Genomic DNA, 23,575 nt, shown 5'->3' on the forward strand with positions numbered 1-23,575 from the left:
AACTACGCCCCCGCTTTTTGCTCGTATTCGTGTCGCGTCTGTGCCTCGTCGTGACTTGCGCCTACGCCCTGCGTTACCTCACATCAAACTCAACGCGATCGAGTTCGGGCACATTGAGGTCGATGAGCTTGCGGGCAACGCGGCGGTCGTGCGCCCCGAGCGCCTCGCTTGTCGTCACATGGGCGACAATCTCGCGCTCGACGATGCCCTCCTCGTCGCCTTCGGTGGCCGAGGTCTCGACGGCGACGGTGTAATCCTTAAAGCCCGGCAGGACCGCGGCAAGCTCGCGTGTGGTCTCGGTGACGCCGTAGCCGTCCTGCACGCCGACCTGCGCCGAGCCAATAGACCCCGCGGTCATAACGATGCAGGGGATGGCAAAGATCACCGTGCCCACGATGATGCGGCGGCGCACTTTGCGCGACAGCTCGTCGACCTCGGCATTTTCCTCGGCGGTCACAATGCCGTCGCCGTTCAGGTCGCGCTTGAGCGGCACGCGCAGAAGAAGCAGCACGGTTTCGGCAGCCAGTGCGATAAAGACCACGTTGATGCCAAACTCGTAAAGCGCCGAGAGAAACAGCGACCCGCTTGCGATGGCGATGCCGTAACCCGCCGCGCACAGGGGCGGCATGAGCGCGGTCGCCACGGCTACGCCGGCAATGAGCGTGGCGGGTTCCTGGTCGCGTGAGTTGCCTAGGCCGCCCGCAAAGCCGCCGGCGAGCGCGACAGCGAGGTCCCACACAGTCGGCGTCGAGTTGTCGATAATGGCGGCTGTGGTGGTGCCAAGGGGCGAGAGCTTAAAGTACAACGTAGACGTGACCAGGCAAAAGGCCATTTGCAGCGCAAGGCCGGCGACGGCTTCGACGGTAATCTCGCGGTCGAGCGTGGCGATGCCATATGCCATGGCAAGAACCGATCCCATGAGCGGGCAGATGAGCATGGCGCCCACGATGGCGATGTCCGAGTCGATATCGAGGCCGATGCTCGCGATCAACATGGCGATGATCAGGATGCATAGGTGGGAGCCAGCCAGACGCGCCCCGTTTACAAAACGCTTGCGGATCACGTGGTAGGGCGCGCGACCCTCGCGAATATTGAATGCGCGCTTTAGGAAGCGGGTGACGTTTTCCATGGCTTCGCTATGAGCGGGGCGGATGCTGTGACGACGATGATGACGCTCACGCAGTCGCTTGATCTGTTGTTTGTCGAGTTCCATGTCCACCTCGTTCCAGCGCGGTCCGCGCAACGTGCCCGTTGTCTTAACTCTACACCGTGGCGGGCGGGGTGTCTGTTTGATGCGGAATCCGATAGGGCGGATGACGCGGGAGCAAATACAAATCACAGGCCCAATTCGATCCCGCAAGAATATGATGCACCAGCTCCTACATATGTGACGAAATTGTGAAGCACGAGAGCGCGAATTTCAAAAAATCCGCTGGTGACCAATGTTGCGCAACAGAATTCAAAAATCGGCACCTACAGTTTGAAGCGTATGGATACATCCGTGTCAAAGGGAGAAAGCCATGGCAAACTACAGTCCACAACACTTTGAGCCTCGGGCTAAGGCCGTCAACGTCAAGGGCGTTGCCAACCGCGCCGTCGCAACCGTTTTGACGGCGGGCCTCATCGCTCAGCCGCTCATGTCGCCGCTGGCGGCAATCGCCGCACCGACGGCAGATAACGGCGATTCTGTTCAGGGGGGGGGTAGTTCTGTAGAGAACACCGTTGCCGCCGGTAACCAAGCGGTCGTAAAGACGGCTGCCCAGCTGGCCGAGGAGTCGGCAAAGCAGCTCAAGGACGCTCAGGCCGCCTACGATGCGGCTCAGAAGAAGGCCGACGCCGCGGGCCAGTCTCAAAAGCAGGCGCAGCAGCAAAAGGATCAGGCCTCGCAGGCTGTGAGCGACAACGAAATCGAGCAGAACGCAGCAGAAGTCGCCGCGCTCCAGGAGAAGATCGACGAGCTCAAAGCCGCCGTCGAAAAGACCGAGCAGCAGCAGAAGAAGCTGGGCGACCTGAACGATCAGCTCGAACAGGCCAACAAGAGTGTCGAGGATAAGACCCAGGCGCTCAAGGACGCCAAGGCAAAGCAGGATGAGGCCAAGAAGGCCCTCGATGATGCCCAGGCCAAGCTCGAGGCCATGGGTATGGACGAGTACGAGGCCGCCAAGAAGGCCGTCGAGGACGCGCAGACAAAGCTCGATGACGCCAATAAGGCCGTTGCTACTGCACAGGCCAATCTGGACCAGGCCAAGGCCGCCGAGGCCAGCGCTCAGCAGGAAAAGAAGGACACTGAGGCCGCTCTGACTTCCGCCCAGGCCAAGAAGCAGGAGACTGCCGCTGCTCTCGCAGCCGCAACCACCGCGCGCGATAACGCCCAACAGAAGCTCAACCAGGCGCAGGCCGCGCTTGATGCCGCCGTCTCGGGCACGGGTATCGATCTGAACGCGCTCGAGGCTGCCAAAGTCGCTGCCGCCAGCGAGCTCGCGACCGCGCAGGCCGCGCTCGATGCCGCGACGAATGCAGACGCCACCGCGCAGGCGAACCTCCAGGCTGCACAGGCCGCCGTCCCCGCCGCGCAGGAGCGCGTCAACGCCGCGAACGCCGCCGTCACGACCGCGCAGGCCGCATACGACGAAGCGAACGGGAAGCTCAGCGGGGCGACCGAGACCTATAACGCCGCGAAGACGGCATACGAGCAGGCCCAGCAGACCGAGGCCGACAAGAAGGCGGAGTACGACCGACTCGTCAAGGTTTGCCAGCAGAAGCGCACTGAATATGACGCAATTTGTACCGAAGTCACATCGGCAAAGAACGCCTATGATACTGCGAGCGCTGAAGTCGACAAGCTTAACCAGCAGATTGCCGACCTCAAGTCGAACATGACCGTAGACCAGAATGTCATCAACCAGGGTATGTTCGGCTTCTTGAACTACATCATCGGCGGCAGCCAGTTCACGGCCACGCAGAAAAAGAATGCCCAGGAAGCCGCATCGATGCTGACCGGTGCCGATGACAAGGCCGAATGGTATGACCAGTACGTCGATCAGGACATGTCTCGCGACACCAATCCGCTCTCCTTGGAGCAGATGCGTAACGCCCTGACCTATCTCGATACCCAGAACAACCTCCGCAAGGCGAACGGTCAGTCGGCGCTCAGCGTCAGCCTCCGCATGACTGCGGCAGCCGCCCTCAATACATCATATTCATCGAACATCTGGGGGCACTCGAACTGCTATTTCGATCAAGGTGAGAACCTTGCAGGCGGCGGCGGGGCATACACCGGAGGCGAGACCGAGGATACGCTTGGCTGGCCATATACCGGCCTCTACACCCAGGAGAAAGAGGCATTCGATAAGTACGTCGCGCAGTATGGCGACGCGCTCGGTAGCCATCGATATGATTCCTACTATATCTATCAGCACTACAACAGCATCTACCATGAGTGCGGGCACTATCTCAACATCATCGATGCCGGCGCGAAGGCTATCGGCATCGCGACCGGTAGCGGTAAGAATACCGATTCCGAGGTAACCGTTTTCGACTATAGCGGGAGCACGGGGCAGAAGGATTTCACTGTCTCCGAGTTCAAGAAGCTCGTCAACGACTACATCGAATCCGCCTACAATGCAGGCGGCACGCAGGAGCAGAAGGAGCAGCTGAAGCAGCTTCAGAATAAGCTGGCAGAGGCACAGAAGAATTACGGTTCGACCAGCAATGCCTACTACGCTGCCGTCAATAAAGAGGATTCCGCACGCGACGCCTATACAGCGGCCGACACGAACGCGAACACCGCCAAGGGCGAGTACGAGAAGGCTAAGTCTGCTACCACTGCGGCCAAGACCGCCTATGACGCGGCCGATGCAAATTTGAAGCGTATCGACATCGCGACGCCGAAGGCGAACCTTGATGCCGCCAAGAGCGAGGCTGCCGCTGCCAAGTCCGCGCTCGACGCCGCCAACGCAAAGCTCTCCGAATGCCAGGAGAAGGCGCAGGGGACCGCTGCCCGCAAGACCGAGGCGCAGGCTGCGGTCGATGACGCCCAGGCGAAGTCCGAAAAGGCCAAAAAGGCCTATGACGATGCTACCGCTTCGGTCAAGGACCTCACCGCCAAGCGCGATGCCGCCAAGACGGACCTTGCGAACAAGCAGGTCACGCTAGACGAGGCCAAGAAGGCCGACGACACTGCCCAGGCTGGCGTTGACAAGGCCCAGGCCGCAGATGTGCACGCCGCGACCGCTCTTTCGGACGCCAAGCAGGCAGTTGCCGCCAAGAAGCAAGCCCTGTCCGACGCACAGGAGAAGGTCAAGGCCGCCGAGGGCGATCTGGCCACCGCAAACAAGGCCTTCGAGCGCTTCGCCGGCGCCCAGAAGGCGGTCGACGACGCCAAGGCCGCCTATGACGCTGCCGTCGCCGGTGTCGCCGATGCCCAGAAGCAGCTCGATGCCGCCAACGAAGCTGTCGTCGATGCGAACCTCGAGATCGTCAAGGCCAAGGCCGAGCTTGCCAACGACGAGGCACTCAAGGCCGATCTTGAGGCTGTCGACCACAAGGCATCCCTTGCCGCGGGCACGACGGGCAACGAGAAGCTGGTCAAGCTGAACGCTGCCTACGCTCGCTATAAGGCCGCCGTCGATGCCGCCGCTGGCCTCAAGGCTGCTCTGAGCGATGCCGATGCCAAGCTGTCCGATGCCAACGACGCCTATGCCGCCGCGCTTGCCGAGCTTGACGATGCCAAGGATGCCCTGGCTGCCGCGCAGGCCGAGTACGACAAGTATCATCCCAAGGCTGAGCCGCAGGCCAAGCCTCAGGTTGCGCAGGCTGCTGCAAAGGTCCCCGTTGCCAAGAAACAGGCCGCGCCTGCCGCGCTCGCCCAGACCGGTGATGACTCTGCGCTTGCGGGCGAGGTCTTCGTTATCGGCGGTATTACGCTCGTGGCTGCGGGCGTGACGCTGGGTGATCGTCGTCGCAAGCAGATGTAGCGTTTCGGGCGTAGATTCTGCAAACGAACTTCGGTTCATAGCGGGACCGTCTCGATAGCCAAACGATAAGGCCGGCGCGCTGTTAAACGCAGTGCGCCGGCCTTTCTTTGCGTTGGTATCAAAAAGCCCGGTCGGTAGCCGCGAAAGCTACCGACCGGGCAAATCGTAGGCAATATGGTTGCTGTCGAGCAGCTGCTCAGCTTAGCCCAGCAGGCTTAAGCCCACGGAGACAAACGCCAGGATAACGCCGACGATGGACTCGCCGCCGAGCAGGCCGCTGGCGACAACCAGGCCCTGCTCCTGGAAGGCGGCGTCCTTGGCGGCCTTCTCTTCGTCAGAAAGACCGGCAGTGGCGTCGCGGTGTGCTGCCCACTTGTCGTAGGCGAGCTTGACGCAGGAGCCCAGGAATGCCGTGAGTGACATGTAGAACGGCAAGTACACGCCCAGGCCGATCATCATGGCCGGAATGCCGAGCCAGTACATGACGATGCCGGCGATAAATCCGCCTGCGAACCACGGCACGCTCGGGATGCCCGAGACCATGGTGGCGACGACGCTTGCCTGTGCAGCAACGAAGCTCTTGTCGGGGCCGAAGGCGTTCGGACCATAGGCGGTGACGAGCGCGACCATGACGGCGGCGGCGACCAGGGCGCCCACGATGCCGCCGATGGCCTGACCGACCCACTGCGCACGCGGGTTGGTGCCCAGCACGGCGCCGGCCTTAAAGTCGTTCATGACGTCGCCCGCAAGGCCGCACGCCACGGCTACGATGCCGGCGATAAAGAACAGCTTGACCTGAGCGATCTGTGCGAAGGCTGCCACGATGAGCATGACGATGAGGCCAAAGATCTCCATGGGGTCGATGCCCGTCTGGCCGCAGCTCTGTGCGCTCATGATGGTGGTGACAAAGGTGAACAGCGTCACGATGACGGCCGGGACGGGGCCAAGGTCGAGCACGATGGCGATGATCACGGCGATGGCGGCAGCGCCCAGGCCGATGATACCGGCGTCGAGCTTAAGGGAGCCCGAGATGAGCGACTGCTCGTCGGTGTCGGTGGAGCTGTCGGCGGCAAGACCGCGGACGATACCGGCGACCTGCGGCAGGATATCCTTGAGGACGACGGCGACGCCAAAGCCCATCATGAGGCCCATACCGAGCGACTTGACGATGCCCTGCGCGGTTACGATGTCGAACAGACCGGCAGCGGTGCCGCCCACAATGATGCCAAAGTTGCCTAGCAGGGCGCCGGCAAACCAGAAGGCGACCGGGGCGAAGCCCACGAGGAAGCCGACGGAGAGCAGCATGGGCGAGTTGTAGATGCCAAAGGTCACGCCGGGGATATTGAGCGTGCACAGCATGCTGGGCACCACGCCCAGGGCGTCGCGAAACACGCTGTAGATGCCTGCAATGGCCATGGAGCCAAAGAGCTGCTTGCCGGTTTTGCCACCGGCCTCGGTCGCGCGCAGGGTCTGAGCTGCGGCGTTGCCGGTGGGGAACTCAAGCGCGGCGTCCACGATAAAGTGACGGTGGATGAGCGCGGTGGCCAGCAAGCCCAGGATAGTGCCGGCGAGCGCCACGATAAACATATCGAGCCAGCTGATCTGGTCGGCATAGCCCAGCATCCAGGCGCCCGGGATGGTAAACGCCAGACCGCCGGCGACCATGGCGCCTGCGGACATGATGGTGTGGGTGACGTTGGCCTCGTTGAGGCTGGCGTTGCCCATGAGTTTGAGGAAGAACAGCGAGATGACGGCGGCAAAGACGATCGGCCAGGGGAGTGCGCCCATCTTGAGGGCGGTGTAGGCCGAGCTTGCCGTGATAATCACGCAGCCCAGGACGCCGATGACGACGCCGCGCAGCGTGAGTTGCCCGCGCATCGAGGCGCGGTTGGAGGGATTGCTCATATAGAACTCCTTTGCGTATATCCGCTTCCCCCGGGAGTGCCGCTACGGATACGGCGCGGGAAGTCGGGTTACCAAGGGCCGCCGCGTGAGCTCGCGCACGACCGCGCATCAGTATAGCGGCAAGGCAGCCCATTTGGGAGGGGCGTCTTTTAGCTACCCCTGCTTGCCGGATGGAGCTGCGGGGATATACTGCTGGGCAGACGAAAGGAGTGCCGACGATGCTTAATGGGTGCGCATATATATTGACGGTCGACGTGGGCAACACGTTCATTCGCTTTGGCCTGTTTGCCGAGGATTCGGCCGCGGCGCAGGAATGCCCGCTCGCGACGTGCGAGATCACCACGCCGTCGAGCATCACAGCCGACGAGGCGCGCATGAGGCTCGCGCAGGTCATGGGTGCACTGGCAGCCGATGCGGGCATGCCGGGCGCGCTTGCTCCCGCGGCCGCAGTGCTGAGCTGCGTGGTGCCGGCGCTCGAGCGCCCGTGGAAGGCGGCGCTTTCCCGCACCTGCACGGGGCGCGTGCTCACCGTGGGGCCGGGTCTCAAGACCGGCATGCCCGTGCACTACGACGATCCGGCCGAGATCGGTCCCGACCGCATCGCCGACGCCGTGGCGGCCCGTGTCGTCTACGGCTCTCCCTGCATTGTGATCGACCTGGGCACCACCACCAATATCGAGGTCATCGATGCGCGCGGCACCTTTGTCGGCGGCGTTATCGCGCCGGGTCTGGCGCTCGGTGCCCGCTCGCTCTCGGCCGCCGCAGCGCGCCTGCCGCAGGTCGAGCCCTCGGCACCCACGCATGTGATCGGTCGCAACACACGCGAGGCCATGCGCTCGGGCGTGGTCTTGGGCGAGGTGGCCCGCATCGACGGCATGCTCGACATGGTGCTTGCCGAGATGCGCTCGACCAAGGCGGCGGGGGAGGGCAGCGTGCCCATCGTCATCACCGGCGACGATGCCGAGGCGCTCGCGGCGTTGGTCGGCCACAGCCTGACGGTAGACGACGCGCTGACGTTGCGAGGACTCGCCGAGCTCTACCGCATCAACCAAAAGCCCCGCCGCGTGTAAAAGTGAGGGCGCCGGTGGGACAAACGCCCCCACCTTTCACCTGCTACAATGGGTCAAACTATTGCGATTACGGAGGTGTCTGCCATGTCGGACGATCTTCATCAAACTTCGTCAGGCAAGCGCCTGGACGTCATTAGCTGGGACGAGTTCTTTATGAGCGTGGCCATCGCCGCACAGCGCCGCAGCAAGGACCCCAACACGCAGGTGGGTGCGTGCATCGCCAGCACCAACCACCGTATCCTTTCGGTGGGCTACAACGGTACGCCCTCGGCGCTCAACGACGACTTTTTCCCGTGGGGTACGAGCGACGACCCGCTGCAGGACAAGCACAACTACGTGGTCCATGCCGAGGCCAACGCCGTGCTCAACTACCGCGGCTCGCTCAAGGATCTCGAGGGTTCCACGGTCTACGTTACGCTGTTCCCGTGCCACGACTGCGCCAAGATCCTGGCGCAGGTGGGCGTGGGCGAGGTTGTCTACCTGGACAACAAGTACGCCGACACCGATGATGGACGCATCAGCCGCCGCATCCTCGACTCCTGTGGCATCAGCTACCGCCAGGTTATCGTCGATGTCCAGATTGGTACCGGGGGACAGGCTCGGCAGTAATATGCGTTGTCACTATCTGACGACGAACGCAGCTAAAAGAGCCCCGTCCCAAATTGGCTGCTCGTGAAAGTCGTGTCCGCGCGCATGGATGGCTCGTGAGCGGGTACATGGCTGTAGTAACATAGCCCCTGTCCGCGGGCGCGCCCGCGTTATTGTGAGAAAGGAGCCCCTGTGGCTGTTAACGAAGAGCTGCTTAAGAAGGTTCTTGAAGAGATTCGCCCCAACCTGCAGGCCGACGGCGGCGATATGGAGTATGTGGGCGTTGACGACGAAGGCGTCGTCAAGCTGGAGCTGCAGGGCGCTTGCGCCGGCTGCCCCATGAGCTCGCTGACCCTGTCCATGGGTATTGAGCGCATCTTGAAGGAGCATGTGCCCGGCGTTACCCGTGTCGAGCAGGTCAATGCCTCCGGCGAGACCGACGACCTGTACGACGAGTACGCGCCGTTCTAAGATGTGAAAGTTGCGGACGGCATACTCCGCATAGACGTTACGCCCAAATATGCGGCTGCGAGCGCAAGGCCCGCGGCCGCATTTGTGGAGGGTCGACATGCTCAACGACTTCTACCATATGCTTGATCCCGTCGCCATTTCGGCGGGGCCCATCACCATCTACTGGTACGGCTTGGCCTATGTGGTCGGCGCCCTGCTCACGGCGGTCGTTATGTACCGCACGCAGCGTCGCTGGGGCTTTAACATCACGATTGACGACCTGACGAGTGTCGTGGTCGGCGTGGTCTTTGGCCTTATCATTGGCGCCCGTCTGTTCTACGTCATCTTTTACGGCGACGGCTACTACTGGGCGCATCCGCTCGAGATCTTTGCCACCAACGAGGGCGGCATGAGCTTCCATGGCGGTTTGGTGGGCGGCATTATCGGCGGCATCATCGTGTGCCGCATGTATAAACTCGACGCATGGACGTTGGCCGATCTTGCCGTCATTGGCGCTCCGCTGGCCCTGTGCCTGGGCCGGTGTGCCAACTTTGTCAACGGTGAGCTGTGGGGCAAGCCGACCGATCTGCCCTGGGGCGTGGTCTTCGGTGGCACCGCGGGCGATATGTCGCGTCACCCCTCCCAGCTCTACGAGGCATTTCTTGAGGGCATTGTGCTCTTTTGCATTCTGCAGGTGCTCAGCCGCAAAAAGCCGCTGCTGCCCCAGGGCACGTTTATGGGCGTGTTTGTGATGGGTTACGGCATCGTCCGCTTCCTCGTCGAGTTCGTGCGCGTGCCCGACGCCCAGCTTGGCTATCTGCTGGGCGGCGTCATCACGATGGGTCAGCTGCTGAGCCTTCCGCTCGTTATTGCGGGCCTGGCGCTCATCATCTTCGCCCGACACCGCAATCGACCCCAGCGCATCTATCTCGACGCCTAACCACCAAAACCACCACAAAGGGGACAGGCACCTTTGTGGTGGTTTGCTGGGCAACGATGACAGAACAATAACGTTTCCCCAGATAAAACCTGCCAAAATAAACCTGTCCCTTTTTGGCAGGTTTCTAGAAAGGCTTTCGGACTGTGAAGGATTCCGATCTCTCCACAACGGCTGCGCGCGACGCTGCCCGCATCGTCTGGTTTAAGCGCTACCCCGCCAAGCAGACGCTCATCGCATTTCTGCTCGCGCTGTTGGCGACCACGGCGTTTTCCATCGATCCCGCCCCGGTGTCGAGCAACGCAGTCTTGGCGATTGACCCCAAAGCCTCGGGCATGCTGTACGTGTGCTACGAGGTGCTCCTCTCGTTTGCCGGCCATACCGACGCGGTCATGTTGCTTGCGCTTGCCTGCCTGCTCACGCTGCCGTTTCGCTACGTGTTCTTTGGCCGTGGCGACACCTGGCGCCCATCGATTATTCTGCCGTCGCTGTTTTTCGCCATCTGCATGGTGTTCGGCCGCAGCTACGACCTCGCCGACTCGGCCGAGATTGTTCTTGGCGACAAGGCCCGCATCATCTGCGCCTGGATTGGCGGCGCGGGCTGGATGCTCCTGGCGATCGTGGCCTTCTATCTGGCTTTTGAGCGTCTAGATTGGCTGAGCTCTCGGCGCATCCCGTTTTCCGAGGCGCACTTTGGCCGCATATGGCGTGTGGCTCACGCCGTGCTCTCGGTCCATCCCTTTGCCGGGCCCTTCCTGGTGCTTATGATCGCCTGGGCGCCCACGCTCATCGCTTCGCTGCCCGGCCTTTTTATGGGAGATACGGGTGCGCAGATTCGCCAGTGGTTCAACTATCCCAACGGCACGAGCGACTACCTGCGCCTGCTCAACCCCAACGTGCTGCTCAACGGGCACCATCCCGTAGTGCACACGGCCATTATCGGCTCGTGCGTTCAACTGGGGCTTTCGCTGTTCAACAGCGCTAACGCGGGCCTCATCATCTATACCTGCGCTCAATTTGTCATCACGGCTGCCTGCATGGCCTATTCCATTTCGTCGCTGCGCAAACTGGGCGTGAGCCTGCCGGTTCGCGGTACGATCCTGCTGTTCTTTGCGTTTATGCCGATGTTCTCTAACTACGCGGCCCTGCTCACCAAAGACGTGCTCTTTGCCGACGCGTTTTTGGTGCTGCTGGTACAGACCGTCAAGCTCGTGGCATGTGGCTTGCCCCGTCGTGATGCCAATGTCGAGCGAGCGGGCGAGAAAGCCCCCGCGCTCTTTGCGCGCCACGACTGGCTGCTGCTCGCTCTGGGTGCCATGGGTTCCACGTTTCTGCGCAACGGCGGCCTGGTGTTTCCCCTGGCGGCATGCGTAATCGCGGCGGCGTTTTGCGCATGGGACGCACATGCGGCTCGTCGTGCAGCCAAGCAGGCTGGTGCTGCGCCTTCGGGCGCCATCTCGCGCTTCCGCTGGGTTGGCGTCCTCGCGGTGCTTGCACTCTGTCTTGCCTCTAATATGTACTTCACCAAGGTCTTTATGCCGGCGCACGACATCACGCCTGGTTCCAAGCGCGAAATCCTCTCGATTCCGTTCCAGCAGACGGCTCGTTTCGTCCAAAAGCACGACGGCCTCAACTCGGGTGTCAACCCCACGGTTAAGGAGGACGGCACCATCGTGGAGGCTCCTTGCGACGGCTTGGTGACCGACGAGGAGCGCGCCGTGATCGACCGGGTGCTCAAGTATGAGAATCTGGGCCGCCGTTACAACCCGGATAAGTCGGATGCCGTCAAAAACTGCTTCAATGAGTACGCCTCGCAGGAGGACATCAAGGCCTATTTTGAGGTGTGGGCCCAGATGTTCAAAAAGGATCCCGAGTGCTATATCTCGGCGCTCATCAATAACTACTATGGGTACTTCTATCCGAGCGCTCGCGATGCCTGGGTCTACAGCACGGCGCGCAGTGCCGAGATTATGGCGAAGCCCGATAACCTCAAGTACTTCGACTTCCATCCGGTCGATAGCAAGGTCGTGCGCTGGTGTGACCACCTGATCAACCTGTATCGCGTGGCAGTACAACGCATCCCGTTTATCTCGCTCACCATGAGCTCGGCCACCTACGTGTGGATCATGATCGCCGTGGTGGTCTATCTGCTACGTCGTCATTCGTGGCGCGGGCTGGCCATTTGGGTGCCGCTTTTGGGCGTGCTCGCCGTGTGCCTGATCGGCCCCTGCAACGGCTCGACCTACATGCGCTACCTGTATCCGGTCATCGCCTGCATGCCCTTTGCCATCGGCGCCACCATCACCCGCAGCGACCTCCTCTGGTCCTAACTTGGTGCAAAGGGGGCAGGTTACTTTGCACCAACCCCTTGCACCAAGGGGCTGTATCATCACGACGCCTTCATTTTGGGGTTTATCTCGCAGGCCAGTAGGTATATCATAACGACGTTTGTTTATATTGCCCGAGCATCTGCGCTGGGCTTTAGGTCGAAACCGATAGGAGACACGTATGTCCGGACACTCTAAGTGGGCCACAACCAAGCATCGTAAGGGCGCGCAGGACGCCAAGCGTTCCGCCCTCTTCTCCAAGCTCAGCCGCAACATCACCGTTGCTGCCCGTCTCGGCGGTGACCCGCTGCCCGAGAACAACGCCAGCCTCGCCGCTGCCGTTGCCAAGGCCAAGGCTCAGTCCATGCCTAAGGACAAGATTAAGTCCGCTATCGACAAGGCTTTTGGTTCGGGTGCCGATGCCGCCGTCTACGAGAACATCGTGTACGAGGGCTACGGTCCCGCCGGTGTCGCCGTCTACGTCGACTGCCTGACCGACAACCGCAACCGCACCGCTGCCGACGTCCGTTCCGCCTTCTCCCACGCTGGTGGCAACCTGGGCACCTCCGGTTCCGTCGCCTTCCAGTTTGAGCGCAAGGGCCAGATCGTCGTCGCCAAGGAGATCCTGGACGAGAACGCCAAGAAGGAGACCATGATCGCCAACGGTGCTGCCGGTGACGAGGATGAGTTTATGATGGCGATCGCCGAGGCCGGTGGCGAGGACTACGAGGACGCCGGCGAGGAGTGGATCGTCTGGACTGCTGCCAACGACGTCATGGCTGTCTCCAAGGCACTCGAGGAGCAGGGCATCCAGGTCAAGGGCTCCGAGACCACCATGGTCCCGACCACCCCGACCGAGGTCTCCGGTGCCGACGCCAAGAAGGTCCAGCGCCTCATCGACCGTCTTGAGGAGCTCGACGACGTCCAGGACGTCTACAGCACCATGGATATGACCGACGAGGTCATCGCTGCCCTCGAGGAGGAGTAGCGCCCGCACGGGTTAAGCCGTGCATATCTGGGCATAATGAAGCGAGCATGCAAGCCTCGTGGAATAGATGAGCCGGATCCGCGTGCGTAGAGCACCGGACCCGGCTCTTTTATAATGATGCGAACCGTTTTGCATTCTGAGAGTCGAGATTTGAAGGGAGCGCCACGTGCGCGTACTCAAACGAGCCCTAGCGATCGTGTATCTTGCCGCCGCCATCGTGGCGCTGGGTACGCTTGTCTGCCAGTTTTGGGGGCCGTATACGTATCGCTTTATGCTGCTGATGCGCGACCCCATGCCTCGCGTCGTCGTGACGGTGTGCGCCGCCATCGTGGCGCTTGGCGTGCTCGTCGGGTTTTTCCGCCTGATGTTCGCGCGTCGCGAGCCGTCCTGCGTGCATCCGGCGGGGGAGCGCAATATCGAGGTCACCCTTGCGGCGCTTTCTTCGTGTGCTAGGGCTGCTGCCGAGCGCGACGACCGCGTGATGGTCGAGCATGTCGAGGCCCGCGTCCAAGGCCCCGACGATTCGCACGTCCGATTTAAGGTCGAGGCTATCGCGCTTGACGATAAGGACGTGGCATCTCTGGCTACCGCGATGCAGCAGCGCATCGAGGAAGCTTGCGACACCATGCTCGGCACGCCGGGTACGACCGCGCACGTCCGTTTTTTGCCGTCCAAGACTACCGTCCAGACCGTGGAGGTTTCCGGTGAGTGATACCAACCAAGACAAGACCGCCCGCACGCCGCGCCTGACGATCGATCAGAACGCTATGCCGGCAGGCGAGTCCGCCGACACCAAGCCCGAGGCCGGCGAGCAGCACGACAGCGTCGCCAACGACTTTGACGAGGCCATGGGTCTCATCAAAGGTACGGGCGCTGCTATCTGGAGCTACGCCGTGCGCCACCCCAACACTACGCTCGGCGCCGTGGCAGGCTTTATCCTCGCCGTGCTGGTACTTACGTTGGGCCTGTGGGACACGCTCGTCATTGCATTCTTCGTGCTGATCGGCGCTGTGATCGGCCAAATTCGCGACGGCGAGAACGGGATCGTCAACTTCTTCGGCCGTCTGTTTAGCGGCCGCTAATATGTATTCGACTGTCGCATCCGCGGCAGGCATAAGGAGGAACCATGGCTTTTAATACGAAGGTCGATGTGGCCGATACCGAGCTCGAGGAGAACGAGGCGGTCGTCGCCGAAGCCGAGGATGTGACGCTCGAGGATGAAGCGCTCGTCGAGGCCGAGTCCGATGTGGATGAGGATGACGAGGAAGCGGACGAGTCCGAGGACTCGCTGACCTATTCCAACGGCGTGATCGAGAAGATCGTTGCCATGGCCACCCGCGAGGTTCCGCACGTTCTGGGCATGAAGGGTAACCTCATGCACTTTGTGCAGGAGCAGTTTGGTGCCGAGAATCTGACCAAGGGCGTGACGGTCGAGGTCACCGATGACAATCGCGTGGTCGTCAACATCTCGGTCATCATCGAGTACGGCGCCTATGCGCCTGCGATCTTTGACGACGTTAAGGCGCGCGTCACCGAGCGTCTTGCCGCGATGACCGGTCTTGAGGTGGCAGGCGTCAACCTGCGCATCGAGGATGTCATCACCCCCGAGGAGTACGAGCACCGCACCAGCCAGCACGAATAACCTTCCAAAAAGGGACAGGTTTCTTTTGGCAGGTTTTATCTGCGAAAACGTTAAACGGCCGACCGCGCAAGCAAAAGCGCGGCCGGCCGTTTCCGTACGCTCCCGATGTAGGCATACCGCTCGTCTAACTAAGGGTTGCAATCCCCACGTTCCGCGTTACTCTAATGGGCGCAATGTTTCCAAATTGTTAACGAGGGGTTGCCGTAATGGCCGACGAGCACGAAACAGAAAGCAAGGCATGGGCAATTGAGGCCGCTGCGGCAGAGGCGGCGTCGCGTGCTGCCGAGGAGGTGCATCGTCCTCCCGTAGTGCCGATGGAGCGCGTAGTCGATCGCGCCGATATCGAGCGCGGCGAGCGTGCCGGCCAAAAGCGCAGCCAGGAGCCGGGCTTCCCGCGCTTTTTCGCCGAGCTCAACCTGGGCCTGATTCTTACGGCTTTTGCCATCGTCGCGTTTAAAACCCCAAATCACTTTGCTTTTGGCGGCACCTCGGGTGTGTCGGTCATTCTCTCCACGTTGTTCCCGACTCTGCCCGTCGGCGTCTTTATGTGGATTATCAACGCGGTCCTGGTCGTTCTGGGCTTTATCTTTTTGGAGCGTAAGGCGATTCTGTGGAGCGTTTTCGCTTCGTTTGCGCTTTCGGCCTACGTCTCGCTGTTTGAGCTCTTCATTCCGACCGATGTCTCTCTGACGGGTGATATGTGGCTCGACCTATGCTTTGCCGTCATCTTGCCGGCGCTCGGCAGCGCTATTGTCTTTGACATCGGCGCCTCGACGGGTGGCACGGACATTCTTGCCATGATCCTCAAACGTCGCACAACGCTCGAGATTGGCCGCGCCCTGCTGCTGGTCGATATCGACATCGTGACCATCGCGGCTTTCCTGTATGGCCCGCGCGTCGGCCTGTACTGCGTGCTTGGCCTGTTTGCCAAGACGCTCGTGGTCGACAAGGCCATCGAGAGCATTCACCTGCGCAAAGTCTGCACAGTCATTTGTTCCGAGCCCCTTAAGGTCGAGGAGTTTATCGTCAAGCATCTCAACCGTACGGCGACTATCAGCCGCGGCTACGGTGCTTTCTCGGGCAAGTGCGTGACGGTGATCATGAGCGTGCTAAGCCGTCGCGAGGCCGTGCAACTGCGTCGCTACGCGCGCGAGATCGATCCGGGTGCCTTTATCACGATTGTCGACAGCTCCGAGATCGTCGGCAAGGGTTTCCGCGGAACGAACTAACGCAGACGTATTCAACGAACCGCCTGCTGGCGCCGTGTACCTTGCAAATCGGTCATCTTTGAGTATTTGACCCCACATTGGGCAATAATGATGCTAAAGACATCGTTTGCGATCCAAGTGATTCGTTCAAGATACGAAGGGATGATTCTATGTTCTGCTCGCAGTGTGGCGCCCCCATGGGCGATAACGACAAGTTCTGCGGCGCGTGTGGTGCCCCCAATGCCGGTGCCGCAGCCTCTGCCCCTCAGGGTCAGCCTCAGCCTCAGCAGTTTGCCCCTCAACCGCCCGTGGCGAATGCGCCAAAGGGCTGTGTGGCTCAGGCGTTCCAAGATATGACCAAGACTCCGGGCGTGCTGCAGCGCGTGTGCCAGATCGCCTTTTTGCCGGCGCTTATCTGTGTCGTGTCGGTACTTGTGCTGCTTATTCCCGTTATTGGCGGCATTGCAGCTGCCATCGGCTTTTTGGCAGCTTGCATTGCGAGCGTGTGTGGTTCCGGCTTTGGTATTGAGTGGGGTCGCGATCTGTCGCTCAAGGTTGATGACGGTATGGATCGTCCACTCATGCGTTCCACGTCGTTTGGCCTCGGAGTCTTTTCGAGCGTTATCTCGGTCGTGCTCGAGGTTATCGCTGCCATTCCCGTTATCGGTGTAGTGCTTTCGCTGGTGGAGAGCGTGGTAATTGGCGCCGCGGGCTCGTATTCGTATTACGGCTCTTATGCACTCGAGGCAGCGCTGTTTGGCTCGCTTGGCCTGCTTGTCCTGGCTATGATTGCCACGGCGGTCTTGGGGGTCTTCTTTAAGATGTTCGCCGACATCGCCGTGATGCACTTTGCGGTGACCGGTCGCGTCGAGAGCGCGTTTTCGCTCGACAAGGTTTGGGCGACGTTTAAGCACAACAAGACCAAGCTGTTCTGTGCTTCGTTCCTTCCCGAGTTTTTGACGGGCCTGGTCGCCAACGTTGTCACATGGATCTTGACGGTCGTCTTTGGTGCCATCGCCGGAATTGGCGCGTACGGCTATTACTATCGCCCCACGGGTATCGAGGCGATTGTCTCCGGTGGTGGCCTTATACTCGTGCTGTTCCTGGTGCTGGTCGCTTTCGTCACCGTATTTCTTACGGTCTTTGGCAAGATGCTCAAGCACCGTGCCGTTGGCTATTGGGTTGCGCGCTACGCAAGCGAGTGGGCCGACGAGGATAAGGACGACGTTTTGACCTTTGTGCTGCCGTTTGAGAAGAAGTCCACTTCTTCGGGTTATAGTGCTCCTGATGCTTCGCCGGCACCTGCATCTGCACCCGAGCCCGCGACCGAGCCTGAGCCGGCGCCCGAGCCTGAGCCGGCGCCCGAGCCTGAGATGGCGTCCGAGCCTGAGACGGCATCTGAACCCAAACCTGAGCCGGCACCTGCACCTGAGCCTGAGCCGGCTTCCGAGCCAAGCTCCGACGAGGACCCTCAGGACGAGTAGCCATGCTGCCTGCCATTTGGGGACGGGGTAGAAATAACGCTTGACAAATGAGCGGGGGCGGACGTGTCGAAACGTCCGCCCCCGCTTTGCTTTAGCCAGGCTGTTATGGGTGGGTGTGACGACTACTCGTCGTGCTTATCCTCGTGACGAGCGGCGGCGCGAGCTTCGTGGATGCCCTTGATCGCGGCATGACGAGCCGTGCGGGCATCATGGATGGCGTCGCGGGCCTCGGCGGACGTGGCCTTGGCAGAGCGCAACTTGGCGGCCAAGTCGGGGTTGGTTTCGGCGACCGCGGTGATCGCGGGGCCATCGAGCTCCTCTTGCGTGGGCTCGGCCAAAAAGTCGATGGCATACTGGGCGGCCACCATGGAGCCCTTTGCCAGCACGGTTTCGTCGATCTTGTAGAAGCAGGAATGCTGGGCGAACGTGGCGCCAATCTTGGGGTTGCGCGTACCTACAAAGGCGAGCACGCCCGGAACACGGCGCAGGTACTCCGAGAAATCCTCGCCCGAAAGCGTGCCGCGGTAATGGCCCTGGCCGGTGGGGCCCAGACATTTAACCACGGCTTGGCGGCAGCGTTCGCTCGAGGCAGCGTCGTTTTCGACCTTGTAGTTGGCGATGGTGTAGTCGGTGAGCTCTGCCTCGGCGCCCAAGGCTGCCGCAGTATGCTCCACGATGCGGCGCATAAGCTCCGGCATTTCCTCGTGGGTCGAATCGCCGTAGGTGCGCACCGTGCCGGCGAGGTAGGCCGTGCCGGCGATAACGTTGCGCGCGGTGCCGCCGTGCAGTTCGCCGACGGTGATGACCGCCGGCTCGTAGGGGCTAATCTCGCGCGAGACGATGGTCTGCAGGGCGTTGACGATTTCGGCGGCAACCATAACGGCGTCGTGGCCGCGCTGGGGCATGGCGCCATGGCACGAGGTGCCGCGGACGTCGATACGGAACCAGTCGGTGTTGGCCATGCGCGGACCGGGCTCGCAGCTCACGGTACCGGCGTCGACCTCGCTCCAGATGTGAGCGGCGTAGGCGCCATCGACGCCGTCGAGTACGCCCGTGCCGATCATGAGCTTGGCGCCCTGGCCGTTTTCCTCGCTGGGTTGGAAGACGATGCGGACCTCGCCGTGTATGTCGTCGGTCATATGGCGCAGGATCTGCAGTGTGCCGAGCATCATGGCGATGTGGCAGTCGTGACCGCAGGCGTGCATGCAGCCTTCGTTGACGCTGGCGAACTCCTCGCCGGTCTGCTCGGTGACGGGCAGCGCGTCGATATCCGCGCGCAGTAGGATGCGGCGTCGCGGCGTGCCGTCCTCGCGGTAGGCATCGGGCGCGGTGCCGCGAAGGGTTGCCACCAGGCCCGTTTTGAGGGGACGCTCGTAGGGGATATTCATGGCGTCGAGCTGGTTGGCGATGTCAGATGTCGTGCGTTCCTCGGCGAGGCTCAGCTCCGGGTGCTTATGGAAGTGGCGGCGCTGCTTAATGATGTAGGGTTCAAACTCGGCAGCGATATCTTGGATGGCTGCGGTGACGTCGTCAGCCGCGCGCACTTCGGTCGCCGCCATAATCTGCTGTGCCTTGGTCTTCGTCATGGTCGATTTGCTCCTTGCTGTGCCATCGCGCAATTCGTACAGACTCCCTCCAGTATGCCACCTGCCACTTGGCCTGGCAAAGATGCCGTTTGCCGCTTGCCGTTTTGTAACAGGGGCGGGGGAGTACACTCGGGGGTGTTGAATTTCCTGCCAGAGATGGGGATGCCCATGCAATATATCGATCGAATCATTCGCTCTAAAAACGTGTTCACCGCGCAGGACGGCGTCGATACCGCCCGCGAGCTGGCGATCGCCATCGCGGGCGACCGTATTGTCGCGGTCGGCAAGCCCGATGATGTGATTGCCGCCGCACCTGCAGCCACGCCGGTCATCGACTATGGCGAGCAGTTTGTCTGCCCCGGATTCCATGACGCGCACCTGCACTTTTTCCATACCTCGGTCGGCTCCTCGCCGTACATGCTCATGGATATGGGCACGTCCGAGGCGGCGCTGGTACAGCACGCGCTCGAGTTTTCCCAGGGCCTGCCGGACGACGCCTGGGTTGTGACGCAGGGCTGGCGCGACTACCGCTGGGACCCGCCCGAGCATCCCACCAAGGCGTCGCTCGATGCGGCCTTCCCCGATCGTCCCTGCGTTATGTATTCGGGCGACGGGCACACGCTGTGGCTCAACAGCCGCGCACTCGAAGCCCTCGGCGTGACACGCGACAGCGAGCCTCCGGCGGGTGGTAGCTACGACAAGGATGCAAACGGCGAGCTCACGGGTATCGCTCACGAGGCGGCCGCTATGCAGCTGCTTCCGCGCTGCCTTGAGTGGCTGGGGGAGGATCGCATTGCAAGCGCTTACGCCGATCAAATGAGGCGTATGGCCGAGCAGGGCATCACCTCGATCTGCGACATGTCGCTCATGCCCATGCCGGGCTGCGATTTTATCCGCGACGATGTCTACGACAAACTGCAGGCAGCCGGCAAGCTGGGCATCCGCGCCCATTTGTTTCCCACGCTGCTGGATGACCAATCGCGCTTGGAAGAACTTCAGGCCCGCTATGCAAACAATGCGTTGCTCTCGGCGCCGGGCTTTAAGCAGTTCTTCGACGGCGTGTCGAGCGAGCATACCGCATACCTCACCGATCCCTATACCAACCCGCGCTTCCCGGGCGACCAGGGTCGTCTGACGGTTCCCGCCGAGCGCATGCGCAAGCTGGTTCTGGCGGCAGCCGAGCGCGGCCATACCGTGCGCATCCACGTCATCGGCGATGGCGCCATCCATGCCGCGCTCGATATCTTTGAGGAGGCCGCCGACCTGTACGGCCTGCCCAAGCACGGCCACAATACGCTTGAGCATTTGGAGAATCTGCTGCCCGAGGACATCGATCGTCTGCGCAAGCTCAACGTCATTGCCTCGAGCCAGCCTTGCCACATCACGCTCGACCCGGGTGGCCCGGAGCGCGACCTGGGCTTTGAGCGCAGCCGCATCATGTGGCCGTTTGCGACCTATAAGCAGCGCGGCATCCGCCAGGCCTTCGGTACCGATAGCCCCATCACAGCCGTTACCAGCATGAACGTGCTCTACACGGCTATCACGCGCCAAGACCCTCGCAGCCACTGGCCCGAGGGCGGCTGGCTGCCGAGCGAGCGTATCGACGCGGCAACGGCCCTGCGCAACTACACCCTGGGCAGCGCCTATGCAGCAGGTGACGAGCAAAATCTCGGCAGCCTGGAGCCCGGTAAATACGCCGACCTGGTAGTTCTGGACCAAAACCCGCTCACCATCGACCCCCAGGATCTCCAGGCCACTCAAGTCCAAGCAACCTACCTAGCCGGCAACCTGATCTACGAGCACTAACCCCATCCGCATCGCCATTTTGCTGCACTGACTTTTCTGAATGCCGGGCCCGAATTAGTTAACCTGCCTCCCGTGTGGCTCCGGAGGGGCGGGGCATAAGGTTTATCGCGAGTTCCGCACGAGCCGAAGGCCACTTAATGTGGCCTTCGTGCGAGCAGGACTGCCCGAGCAGGAAACCTTATGCCCCGCCCCTCCGGAGCCACACGGGAGGCATCGCTAAGTTATCCCCCGGCATTCAGAAAATCTAAGTGCCAAAAAATAAGATTTTTTGACTCCGTGTTGTATAACCCGCCATTCGTGGGTACCATTCAACGCGTACGCAAACGAAGTAGGGAAACCCGCACGGCTCAACCGTGCGGCCCAAAAAGGAGGAAACAAGCATGTCGTCTTTGAAGCCGCTTGCAGATCGCGTCCTGGTCAAGCCCGACGAGGCCGAGCAGAAGACCGCCTCTGGTCTGTACATCGCCAGCAACGCTCAGGAGAAGCCGCAGCGCGGCACCATCGTTGCCGTTGGCGCCGGTAAGGTCAACGACAAGGGTGAGCGCATCCCCATGGACGTCAAGGTTGGCGACGTTGTCATCTACGGTAAGTTCGGTGGCAACGAGGTCAAGGTCGACGGCGAGAAGTATCTGCTGATGCGCGCCGACGACATCTACGCTGTCGTCGAGGCCTAGTCTCGTCAGAATCTCTGATTCGTCTTTGAACGCGCCCGCCGCATAGGACTCGGAAGCGGCGACGCGAGTCACATTTCTTTTGGAGGATTACCCACTATGGCAAAGAACATTACGTTCAACACCGATGCCCGCGCCAAGCTCGCCAAGGGCGTCAACACTCTGGCCGACGCCGTTACCGTCACCATGGGCCCCAAGGGTCGCTACGTCGCTCTGCAGCGCACGTTCGGTGCCCCGACCATCACCAACGACGGCGTTTCCGTCGCTAAGGAGATCGAGCTCGAGGATAACATCGAGAACATGGGCGCCCAGCTGGTGAAGGAGGTCGCCACCAAGACCAACGACACCGTGGGTGACGGCACCACCACCGCAACCCTGCTCGCCCAGGCCATCGTCAACGACGGTCTGCGCAACGTCGCCGCTGGCGCCAACCCGCTGGCCATCCGTCGCGGCATCGACAAGGCTGTCAACGCCGCAGTCGCCGAGATGAAGAAGCAGGCCAAGCCGGTCGAGACCAAGGAGCAGATCGCTTCCGTCGGTACCATCTCTGCCGGTGACCCCGAGGTCGGCGAGAAGATCGCCGAGGCCATGGAGGTCGTGGGCAAGGACGGCGTCATCACCGTCGAGGATTCCCAGACGTTCGACATCACCATCGACACCGTCGAGGGCATGCAGTTCGACAAGGGCTACGTCTCCGCTTACTTCGTCACGGACAACGACCGCATGGAGGCCGTGATGAAGGATCCGTACATCCTCATCACCGACCAGAAGATCTCCAGCGTTCAGGACATCATGCCTGTTCTCGAGGCTGTCCAGCGCGCCGGCCGTGGCCTGCTCATCATCGCTGAGGACATCGACGGCGAGGCTCTGCCTACCCTGGTCCTCAACAAGATCCGCGGCGCCCTCAACGTCTGCGCCGTCAAGGCTCCGGGCTACGGCGATCGCCGCAAGCGCATCCTCGAGGACATCGCCGTCCTCACCGGTGGCCAGGCCGCTCTGGACGAGCTGGGCGTGAAGGTCGCTGACATCACCGCCGATATGCTCGGTACCGCTAAGTCCGTCACCATCTCCAAGGACAATACCGTCGTCGTCGGCGGCGCTGGCTCCAAGGAGGCCATCGACGCCCGCATCGCTCAGATCAAGGGTGAGATGGAGAACACCACCTCTGACTTCGACCGCGAGAAGCTCCAGGAGCGCCTGGCCAAGCTCTCCGGTGGCGTTGCCGTCATCAAGGTCGGCGCTGCTACCGAGTCCGAGCTCAAGGAGATCAAGCATCGCGTCGAGGACGCCCTGCAGGCTACCCGCGCTGCTGTCGAGGAGGGCATCGTCGCCGGCGGCGGCGTCGCCTTCATGGACGCTGCTCCTGCGCTCGATGCCGTTGAGCTCGACGACCCCGAGGAGAAGATCGGCGTCGACATCGTCAAGAAGGCTCTGACCGCTCCGGTCGCTACCATCGCCAAGAACGCTGGCTTTGAGGGTGCTGTCGTGGTCGACAAGGTTGCCGAGCTGCCCGCCGGCCAGGGTCTCAACTCTGCCAACGGCGAGTGGGGCGACATGATCGAGATGGGCGTCCTCGACCCCGTCAAGGTCAGCCGCGTCACCCTGCAGAACGCTGCTTCTGTCGCCAGCCTGATCCTCATCACCGAGGCCACCGTCTCCGATGTGCCCAAGAACACTCAGCTTGAGGACGCCATCGCTGCTGCTACCGCTGGTCAGCAGGGCGGCGGTATGTACTAAGGCCGACAAGGTCTAGAACTCCCACCGGGAATCCGGGGGCGTGACGGGGGTTTCTCTCCGGAACGTCCTCGGACATGCAAAGAGGCTCCGCATCGCGCTTCGCGCTGCGGAGCCTCTTTGCGTCCTGACGCTCCTATTTGGCAAGGTGTTTTTTAGAATCCATTTTGCGCTCGGTCTCGAAGGCCCGCCTGTCCCAATCG

18 protein-coding genes are annotated in these 23,575 nt (G+C 61.6%); 15 read left to right on the forward strand and 3 right to left on the reverse strand.

The window, feature by feature from the left end:
* Nucleotides 1–73 precede the first annotated feature (73 nt).
* Complete coding sequence (locus AAAV21_RS03635; protein ID WP_349107555.1) at nt 74–1,213, reverse strand: DUF389 domain-containing protein; 1,140 nt, start codon at nt 1,211–1,213, stop codon at nt 74–76.
* A gap of 307 nt (nt 1,214–1,520) precedes the next feature.
* Here AAAV21_RS03635 and AAAV21_RS03640 point away from each other — a divergent pair, with 307 nt between their 5' ends.
* Nucleotides 1,521–4,976 carry a CAP domain-containing protein gene (locus AAAV21_RS03640; protein WP_349107558.1) on the forward strand — a complete coding sequence of 1,152 codons (3,456 nt, stop codon included), beginning with the start codon at nt 1,521–1,523 and terminating at the stop codon, nt 4,974–4,976.
* Between the two features lie 201 nt (nt 4,977–5,177).
* Here the strand turns inward: AAAV21_RS03640 and AAAV21_RS03645 are convergent, their stop codons facing one another.
* On the reverse strand, nt 5,178–6,881 hold the full coding sequence (locus tag AAAV21_RS03645) for an OPT/YSL family transporter (protein WP_349107559.1): 1,704 nt from the start codon (nt 6,879–6,881) through the stop codon (nt 5,178–5,180).
* 218 nt (nt 6,882–7,099) lie between these two features.
* On the opposite strand from AAAV21_RS03645, the gene AAAV21_RS03650 reads away from it, so the two are divergent.
* The 11 genes from AAAV21_RS03650 to AAAV21_RS03700 all read left to right on the forward strand — a co-directional run bounded on the left by AAAV21_RS03650 (nt 7,100) and on the right by AAAV21_RS03700 (nt 17,575).
* On the forward strand, nt 7,100–7,951 hold the full coding sequence (locus tag AAAV21_RS03650; RefSeq protein WP_349107560.1) for a type III pantothenate kinase: 852 nt from the start codon (nt 7,100–7,102) through the stop codon (nt 7,949–7,951).
* An 84-nt stretch (nt 7,952–8,035) separates the two neighbouring features.
* On the forward strand, nt 8,036–8,560 hold the full coding sequence (locus AAAV21_RS03655; RefSeq protein WP_117640262.1) for a dCMP deaminase family protein: 525 nt from the start codon (nt 8,036–8,038) through the stop codon (nt 8,558–8,560).
* A gap of 171 nt (nt 8,561–8,731) precedes the next feature.
* On the forward strand, nt 8,732–9,010 hold the full coding sequence (locus AAAV21_RS03660) for a NifU family protein (RefSeq protein WP_099432127.1): 279 nt from the start codon (nt 8,732–8,734) through the stop codon (nt 9,008–9,010).
* A gap of 97 nt (nt 9,011–9,107) precedes the next feature.
* A complete protein-coding gene (gene lgt / locus AAAV21_RS03665) occupies nt 9,108–9,929 on the forward strand; it encodes a prolipoprotein diacylglyceryl transferase (protein ID WP_349107563.1) in 822 nt (273 codons plus the stop codon).
* 143 nt (nt 9,930–10,072) lie between these two features.
* Nucleotides 10,073–12,256, forward strand: coding sequence for a DUF6020 family protein (locus tag AAAV21_RS03670; RefSeq protein ID WP_349107564.1), 2,184 nt, complete (start codon nt 10,073–10,075; stop codon nt 12,254–12,256).
* A 178-nt stretch (nt 12,257–12,434) separates the two neighbouring features.
* Nucleotides 12,435–13,241, forward strand: a complete 807-nt coding sequence (locus AAAV21_RS03675) for a YebC/PmpR family DNA-binding transcriptional regulator (RefSeq protein WP_195234796.1) — start codon at nt 12,435–12,437, stop codon at nt 13,239–13,241.
* A 166-nt stretch (nt 13,242–13,407) separates the two neighbouring features.
* Entirely contained in the window at nt 13,408–13,953 is a 546-nt protein-coding gene (locus tag AAAV21_RS03680) for a hypothetical protein (protein WP_349107566.1), read from the forward strand.
* On the forward strand, nt 13,946–14,323 hold the full coding sequence (locus AAAV21_RS03685; protein WP_349107569.1) for a DUF2273 domain-containing protein: 378 nt from the start codon (nt 13,946–13,948) through the stop codon (nt 14,321–14,323). Before AAAV21_RS03680 ends, AAAV21_RS03685 begins: the two co-directional genes overlap by 8 nt.
* Before the next feature lie 44 nt (nt 14,324–14,367).
* Nucleotides 14,368–14,883: an Asp23/Gls24 family envelope stress response protein gene (locus AAAV21_RS03690; protein ID WP_271758424.1), complete on the forward strand. Its 516-nt coding sequence runs from the start codon at nt 14,368–14,370 to the stop codon at nt 14,881–14,883.
* A 206-nt stretch (nt 14,884–15,089) separates the two neighbouring features.
* Complete coding sequence (locus AAAV21_RS03695) at nt 15,090–16,112, forward strand: YitT family protein (protein ID WP_349107571.1); 1,023 nt, start codon at nt 15,090–15,092, stop codon at nt 16,110–16,112.
* Between the two features lie 149 nt (nt 16,113–16,261).
* Nucleotides 16,262–17,575 (forward strand): zinc-ribbon domain-containing protein, encoded by a 1,314-nt coding sequence (locus AAAV21_RS03700; protein ID WP_349107572.1) that lies wholly within the window; start codon nt 16,262–16,264, stop codon nt 17,573–17,575.
* A 122-nt stretch (nt 17,576–17,697) separates the two neighbouring features.
* Here the strand turns inward: AAAV21_RS03700 and AAAV21_RS03705 are convergent, their stop codons facing one another.
* Complete coding sequence (locus AAAV21_RS03705) at nt 17,698–19,161, reverse strand: M20 family metallopeptidase (protein ID WP_349107575.1); 1,464 nt, start codon at nt 19,159–19,161, stop codon at nt 17,698–17,700.
* A 162-nt stretch (nt 19,162–19,323) separates the two neighbouring features.
* On the opposite strand from AAAV21_RS03705, the gene AAAV21_RS03710 reads away from it, so the two are divergent.
* The 3 genes from AAAV21_RS03710 (at nt 19,324) to groL (ending at nt 23,375) form a co-directional block, all read left to right on the forward strand.
* A complete protein-coding gene (locus tag AAAV21_RS03710; RefSeq protein WP_349107576.1) occupies nt 19,324–20,967 on the forward strand; it encodes an amidohydrolase in 1,644 nt (547 codons plus the stop codon).
* Nucleotides 20,968–21,347: 380 nt separating this feature from the next.
* Complete coding sequence (gene groES, locus AAAV21_RS03715) at nt 21,348–21,641, forward strand: co-chaperone GroES (protein WP_022094351.1); 294 nt, start codon at nt 21,348–21,350, stop codon at nt 21,639–21,641.
* Between the two features lie 96 nt (nt 21,642–21,737).
* Entirely contained in the window at nt 21,738–23,375 is a 1,638-nt protein-coding gene (gene groL, locus AAAV21_RS03720; RefSeq protein ID WP_022094352.1) for a chaperonin GroEL, read from the forward strand.
* The last annotated feature ends 200 nt before the right edge of the window (nt 23,376–23,575 follow it).

This window comes from Collinsella sp. CLA-AA-H302, assembly GCF_040093305.1.
Taxonomy (GTDB): Bacteria; Actinomycetota; Coriobacteriia; order Coriobacteriales; family Coriobacteriaceae; genus Collinsella.

Coding starts and splice junctions, on each gene's coding strand:
- AAAV21_RS03635 (WP_349107555.1), bottom strand. CDS start 1,213: ATGGAACTCGACAAACAACAGATCAAGCGACTGCGTGAGCGTCATCAT.
- AAAV21_RS03640 (WP_349107558.1), top strand. CDS start 1,521: ATGGCAAACTACAGTCCACAACACTTTGAGCCTCGGGCTAAGGCCGTC.
- AAAV21_RS03645 (WP_349107559.1), bottom strand. CDS start 6,881: ATGAGCAATCCCTCCAACCGCGCCTCGATGCGCGGGCAACTCACGCTG.
- AAAV21_RS03650 (WP_349107560.1), top strand. CDS start 7,100: ATGCTTAATGGGTGCGCATATATATTGACGGTCGACGTGGGCAACACG.
- AAAV21_RS03655 (WP_117640262.1), top strand. CDS start 8,036: ATGTCGGACGATCTTCATCAAACTTCGTCAGGCAAGCGCCTGGACGTC.
- lgt (WP_349107563.1), top strand. CDS start 9,108: ATGCTCAACGACTTCTACCATATGCTTGATCCCGTCGCCATTTCGGCG.
- AAAV21_RS03675 (WP_195234796.1), top strand. CDS start 12,435: ATGTCCGGACACTCTAAGTGGGCCACAACCAAGCATCGTAAGGGCGCG.
- AAAV21_RS03690 (WP_271758424.1), top strand. CDS start 14,368: ATGGCTTTTAATACGAAGGTCGATGTGGCCGATACCGAGCTCGAGGAG.
- AAAV21_RS03695 (WP_349107571.1), top strand. CDS start 15,090: ATGGCCGACGAGCACGAAACAGAAAGCAAGGCATGGGCAATTGAGGCC.
- AAAV21_RS03700 (WP_349107572.1), top strand. CDS start 16,262: ATGTTCTGCTCGCAGTGTGGCGCCCCCATGGGCGATAACGACAAGTTC.
- AAAV21_RS03705 (WP_349107575.1), bottom strand. CDS start 19,161: ATGACGAAGACCAAGGCACAGCAGATTATGGCGGCGACCGAAGTGCGC.
- AAAV21_RS03710 (WP_349107576.1), top strand. CDS start 19,324: ATGCCCATGCAATATATCGATCGAATCATTCGCTCTAAAAACGTGTTC.
- groES (WP_022094351.1), top strand. CDS start 21,348: ATGTCGTCTTTGAAGCCGCTTGCAGATCGCGTCCTGGTCAAGCCCGAC.
- groL (WP_022094352.1), top strand. CDS start 21,738: ATGGCAAAGAACATTACGTTCAACACCGATGCCCGCGCCAAGCTCGCC.